Genomic DNA, 5,110 nt, shown 5'->3' with positions numbered 1-5,110 from the left:
ATCAGCATGTCGCTTCTTTCGATCGGTTGCCACCCTCCTAATGAGCTCGCATCCATCGGTATGCCGTTTACGAAATGATCTTTTTCTACGAATTTTATGTTATAAGATATGCTGTGCCAAGCGCCGTTCATATCGGTAAATCTAAAATCCACGAATTTAACCTCGTGTTCTTTGCAAAAATCAAAAAAATGATCGACGCTTTTTACAAATTTTCCCATTTTTCGCTCCTGTGTTTATTGATTTCGTAATTTTATCATAAAATTTTACTTTTAAGATTAATTTAAATAATTTTTTCTACCCGATCTAAAATTTTACAAATTCTCTGTCGCGGTTTTTAAATACTGCACACTTGCTAAAGCCCAAATTTCTAGCGATTTGCTCGCATTTTTCGCCGTTTAGACCGACTTGATCTTTTGCGTGCGCGTCCGAGCCAAACGTAATAGGTATGTCTTTTTCGGCGATCATTTCTAGTAAATTTACGCTGGGATACTGCTCACCGATCGGTTTTCTAAAACCGGCTGCATTTATCTCGACCGTCAAATTTGCCTTTCTTATTGCATTGATGGCGTCTTTGGCGAGGAGTCTAACGTCTATTTTTGGCATAAATTTAAATACTTTTAGCAAATCCAAATGCCCGACGATGTCAAATTTGCCCGACTTTGCCATTTTCTCGATACAGTAAAAATAATCCCGCCAAATTTGATCTATGTCGCGTTTTTCGTATTCGCCGATAAATTCGGGATTGTCAAAGCCCCAACCGCCTAAAAAATGCACCGAACCGATTAGGTAATCAACCTTGCGCGCTAAAACCCGCTCGTCCATAAAGCCCTCTAAAAAATCGACTTCGTAACCGAGCAAAATTTTGATCCGTCCGTCAAATTCGTCTCTGAGGCGCAAAATTTCGCTCTCGTAAGCGTCCATCTGCGAAAACTCCATGCGGTACGCTTCGTCAAATTTCATCGGCGCGTGATCGCTAAATCCAAAATACTCGCAGCCCGAATTTATCGCGCTTAAAACGTACTGCCTGGGCTCATCTACGGCGTGTTTGCAAAGCGGAGTGTGGTTGTGAAGATCGACTTTCATTTTCGTCCTTTTATTTCCGAGATGCTACCTAAAATTTGATAAATTTAAGGATAAAATTCGCTTTTTAAACTTACATTTCGTTAATTTTTTATATCATCAGCCTAAATTTAAATAGGAGTTTTTATGACGCAAGAAGAACTTGACGCCTTGATGGCGCGCGATCTGGATGACGTCGTCGCTGCAGACGAGAACGACGCGCAAGCTAGCGGAGATGAAAATTTAGACCTAAATGCTGCCGACAAAGAAGTAGCGGAGCGCAAAGATGATGGCGTTAAATTTGACGGCGACTATAGAGCATCCTCAAACATATCGTGGCCTCCGCCTCCACCGACGGATGATCACAAGATGGTTCATCAGCTAGACGACGTCACAAAGGACAGCGAGGAAAAAGCCACGCAGATGTTTGACAAGCTTGACGCGATCAATAACTTCTCTATGGACGCGGAGAACGGACTTAACGAGATTATCAGCGGTATAGAGGCTAATATCGAAATTTTTACCAAACTACACGAAAAATTCCCAAATATCGCCGCTTTTTCCGAGGCGCTAGAGAAAAATAACGCACTAAAAAGCTCTGCAGAAACGACGCTAGATAACGTCAGGATGGCCGAGGATGAGATAATGATGGCGATGGATATGATGCAGTATCAAGACATCCACCGTCAAAAGATAGAGCGCGTTATCAACGTCATGCGCGCGCTTAGCAAGTATATGAGCAGTCTGTTTGAGGGCAAGATCGACGACGAGAAGCGCGTGGCCTCGGCCGTACATATCGCGGGCGATACGCACACCGAAAATCTCGTCAGTAACGACGATATCGAGGCTCTAATCGAAAGTTTGGGCAAAAAGTGAAAAAGCCCGAGCTTTTATCCCCAGCAGGAAATTTAACCAAGCTAAAAATAGCCCTAGAGTACGGTGCAGACGCGGTTTACGCTTCTGTTGCGAGCTTTTCGCTTCGCACTCGTTCAGCGCGCGAATTTAACCTAGAAAGCTTTAAAGAAGCCATCGAGTACACGCACGCAAAGGGAAAGAAATTTTACGCGACGGTAAATGCGTTTCCTTTTAATTCACAAATCGAGCCGCTAAAACGCCACCTGCAAACGATATCGGCGATGAAGCCCGATGCCTTTATCATCGCGACTCCTGGCGTCATGAGCCTGGCAAAAGAAATAGCCCCCGACATCGAGATCCATCTCTCGACGCAGGCAAACGTCATGAATGTGCTTGACGCTAAAATCTACCACGAAATGGGTGCAAAACGTATCGTCGTGGCGCGCGAAATGAGCCTAAAAGACGTCGTGAAAATAAAAGAGCAAATCCCGACGCTGGATATCGAAATTTTTGTGCACGGCTCGATGTGCTTTGCGTATTCGGGGCGCTGTTTGGTTAGCGCAGTGCAAAGCGGCCGCCAATCAAACCGCGGCAGCTGCGCCAACGACTGCAGGTTTAAATACGAACTCTACGCCAAAAATCCCGAAAGCGGAACGCTGTTTCACCTAGAAGAGGACGAAGAAGGCGGCACGTACGTGATGAACTCGAAGGATTTAAATTTATCCGCGCACATCAAAGATATCATCGAAAGCGGCGCGGTCGATAGCCTAAAAATCGAAGGCCGCACGAAAAGCGAATACTACGCCGCCTGCGCGACTAGAGCCTACCGTATGGCCGTTGACGATGCGGTGGCGGGCAAATTTGACGCGCAAATTTACGCCGATGAGCTAAATACGCTAAAAAATCGCGGCTTTACCGACGGCTACCTGGTAAATCGTCCGTTTGAAAAGGCTGATACGCAAAATCACGCTAGTAGCCTAGAGGAGGGCACACATCAGGTAAACGCTTTGACTTTAGACGGCGAGTTTTTTAAATGCAAGTATAAAATTTTCCCAGGCAATGAGTATGAGATAGTGGCTCCCCTGGGCGCTCAGATAGATGAGTGCGAGAGCGAAATATCGCAAATTTTCGGTCGCGACGGCAAGAAATTTATCAAATTTAAAAAGCTCGTAACCAAAAAAGGCAAGGAAATAGCAGAAATCCACAGCGGCAACGAAAACGAAGTAAATTTGGGCGCGAAGTTGCCTAAATTTAGCTTTTTAAGAGAGGAAATAAAATGAAATTCGTATCTATAATAATGGGAAGCAAAAGCGACTACGACGTAGTTAGCGAGGCGGCAAAGGTGCTTGAAAAATTTAACGTCCCTTACGAGCTGATCATCAGTTCCGCGCACAGAAGCCCGAAGCGAACGAGCGAATACGTCGCCGCGGCCGAGGAAAAGGGCGCGCAGGTATTTATCGCGGCAGCCGGCATGGCGGCGCATTTAGCGGGCGCTATCGCGGCAAACACCACTCGCCCGGTGATCGGCATACCGATGGCAGGCTCCGCGCTTAGCGGCGTGGATGCGCTTTATTCGACCGTGCAGATGCCCGGCGGCATGCCTGTGGGCACCGTGGCTATCGGTAAGGCCGGCGCAGTAAATGCAGCCTATCTGGCACTGCAAATTTTAGCCCTAAACGACCAAAATCTAGACGAAATGCTAAAAGCCGACCGAGCGGCGAAAGCCAAGCAGGTAGAAGAGGACTCGGCGAAGGTGGAAGTTTTACTCGCCTAAAGGAGCAAATATGCAGACATACTTAAGCATAGACGAATTTTGCAAGCTCGTGCACCTAGAGCGCGAGGTGATCGAGGGGATGATAAACCGCGGCGTGCTAAATACGAAAGAAGAAGGCGGCGAGATCCTCATAGAGGCTAGCCAGGGTACCATGAGCGTGGTGCCTAGCGTCGTGGCCGTACCTGCGCCCCAGATCGGCGCGGATGGCTTTAGCTTCGTGGAAAAGACGATCGGTACGATACTGAATTTACACGAAAAGGTGCTTGATGCCAAAGACGAGACGCTAGAGACCCTGCGCAACGAAAATAAATTTTTAAAAGAAGCGTTAATCTCGATGCAAGAGCTCTACGACGAGGATAGAAAAACGGTCGAAACGCTTACAAAGCAGCTAAAAAATTCTCAAGATGAAGTCGAGTTTTTAAAACGAAAATACAAGCTCATGTGGAACAAAGCGGTTGAAAATTTTAAAGGCGACAAGGAGTAGTCGTGGAAATTTTAGCGGTAGATGGTTTTAAAATTTACGGACTAAAAACTCGTACCAAAAACACCGACGAGATAAACGGCGACGGTAAAATCCCGGCCTTGTGGGCTAAATTTACAAAAGAATTTTATGAAGGTAAAAGCGAAATTTACGGCGTTTATTGTAGTTACGAAAACGGCGTAAACGGGCTTTATGATTTATTTATCGGTACGAAGTCGCTTTGTTTGGGCGGTGAAATTTTAGAGATAAAAAGCGGAAAATACGCTGTTTTTAGCTTTCCATGCGAGCCGCATAACGTAGCGAAATTTTGGGGAGAAATTTGGAAATATTTTGAAAGCTCAAAGCTAAAAAGAGCCTACGAAACGGATTTTGAGCTTTACGGCAGCGACGAGATAAAAATTTTTATATCTATTTTAGATTAGGAAAAAATGGACAATAAAAATAGCGGATCGATCTTAAGTTTTATCGAAAAATTCGGCAACAAGCTGCCAAATCCAACCATGCTTTTTGTCTATCTTTCTGTTATTACGATTTTGCTATCGTTTGTGCTAGAGAGGCTTGGCGTGGGTGTCAGCTATCAGGCCATCAAGGACGGCCAGATCTCGCAGCTAAGCGCAAACGTCGTAAATTTGCTCTCGGCTGATAGTATCAGAACTTTTGTTTCGTCCGTGCTTAAAAACTTCACCGGTTTTTATCCGCTTGGCGTGGTTTTTGCGATCATTTTAGGTATCGGCGTGGCGGATAAGGCCGGGCTTTTGTCGGCGCTAGTTAAAAAAATCGCTCTAAAATCGTCTAAAAAATGGGTAACTCCTATCGTGATCTTTTTGGGCGTAATGTCAAATGTCGCCTCCTCAGTCGGCTACGTCGTACTGATACCGCTCGGGGCTATTTTGTTTGCGGGCTTTGGACGCCATCCTATCGCGGGGCTGGCGGCGGCTTTT

At 45.7% G+C, this 5,110-nt stretch carries 8 protein-coding genes; 6 read left to right on the top strand and 2 right to left on the bottom strand.

Going from position 1 to position 5,110, the window contains the following annotated elements; all coding sequences use genetic code 11:
- The coding region (locus Q0546_RS06255; protein WP_298791488.1) for a glutamine synthetase at positions 1 to 218 on the bottom strand (218 nt) is incomplete at its 3' end.
- 85 nt (positions 219 to 303) lie between these two features.
- A complete protein-coding gene (locus Q0546_RS06250) occupies positions 304 to 1,083 on the bottom strand; it encodes a histidinol-phosphatase (RefSeq protein WP_298791486.1) in 780 nt (259 codons plus the stop codon).
- A 123-nt stretch (positions 1,084 to 1,206) separates the two neighbouring features.
- On the opposite strand from Q0546_RS06250, the gene Q0546_RS06245 reads away from it, so the two are divergent.
- The 6 genes from Q0546_RS06245 to Q0546_RS06220 all read left to right on the top strand — a co-directional run.
- The gene (locus Q0546_RS06245; RefSeq protein ID WP_298791484.1) at positions 1,207 to 1,935 is read left to right on the top strand and encodes a chemotaxis protein; all 729 of its coding nucleotides are present in this window, start codon (positions 1,207 to 1,209) and stop codon (positions 1,933 to 1,935) included.
- Positions 1,932 to 3,194 (top strand): peptidase U32 family protein, encoded by a 1,263-nt coding sequence (locus tag Q0546_RS06240; RefSeq protein WP_298791482.1) that lies wholly within the window; start codon positions 1,932 to 1,934, stop codon positions 3,192 to 3,194. Before Q0546_RS06245 ends, Q0546_RS06240 begins: the two co-directional genes overlap by 4 nt.
- A complete protein-coding gene (gene purE / locus Q0546_RS06235; RefSeq protein WP_122866867.1) occupies positions 3,191 to 3,688 on the top strand; it encodes a 5-(carboxyamino)imidazole ribonucleotide mutase in 498 nt (165 codons plus the stop codon). Before Q0546_RS06240 ends, purE begins: the two co-directional genes overlap by 4 nt.
- 10 nt (positions 3,689 to 3,698) lie before the next feature.
- A complete protein-coding gene (locus Q0546_RS06230; protein ID WP_002946292.1) occupies positions 3,699 to 4,172 on the top strand; it encodes a DUF3972 domain-containing protein in 474 nt (157 codons plus the stop codon).
- 2 nt (positions 4,173 to 4,174) lie between these two features.
- Positions 4,175 to 4,591, top strand: a complete 417-nt coding sequence (locus tag Q0546_RS06225; protein WP_298791478.1) for an effector binding domain-containing protein — start codon at positions 4,175 to 4,177, stop codon at positions 4,589 to 4,591.
- A gap of 6 nt (positions 4,592 to 4,597) precedes the next feature.
- Positions 4,598 to 5,110: AbgT family transporter (locus tag Q0546_RS06220; RefSeq protein ID WP_298791476.1), on the top strand; the 513-nt coding region annotated here is incomplete at its 3' end.

This window comes from uncultured Campylobacter sp., assembly GCF_937997465.1.
Lineage (GTDB): Bacteria > Campylobacterota > Campylobacteria > Campylobacterales > Campylobacteraceae > Campylobacter_A.
The sequence above is the reverse complement of the archived record's forward strand: the minus strand, read 5'-3'. Positions and strand labels throughout refer to the sequence as shown.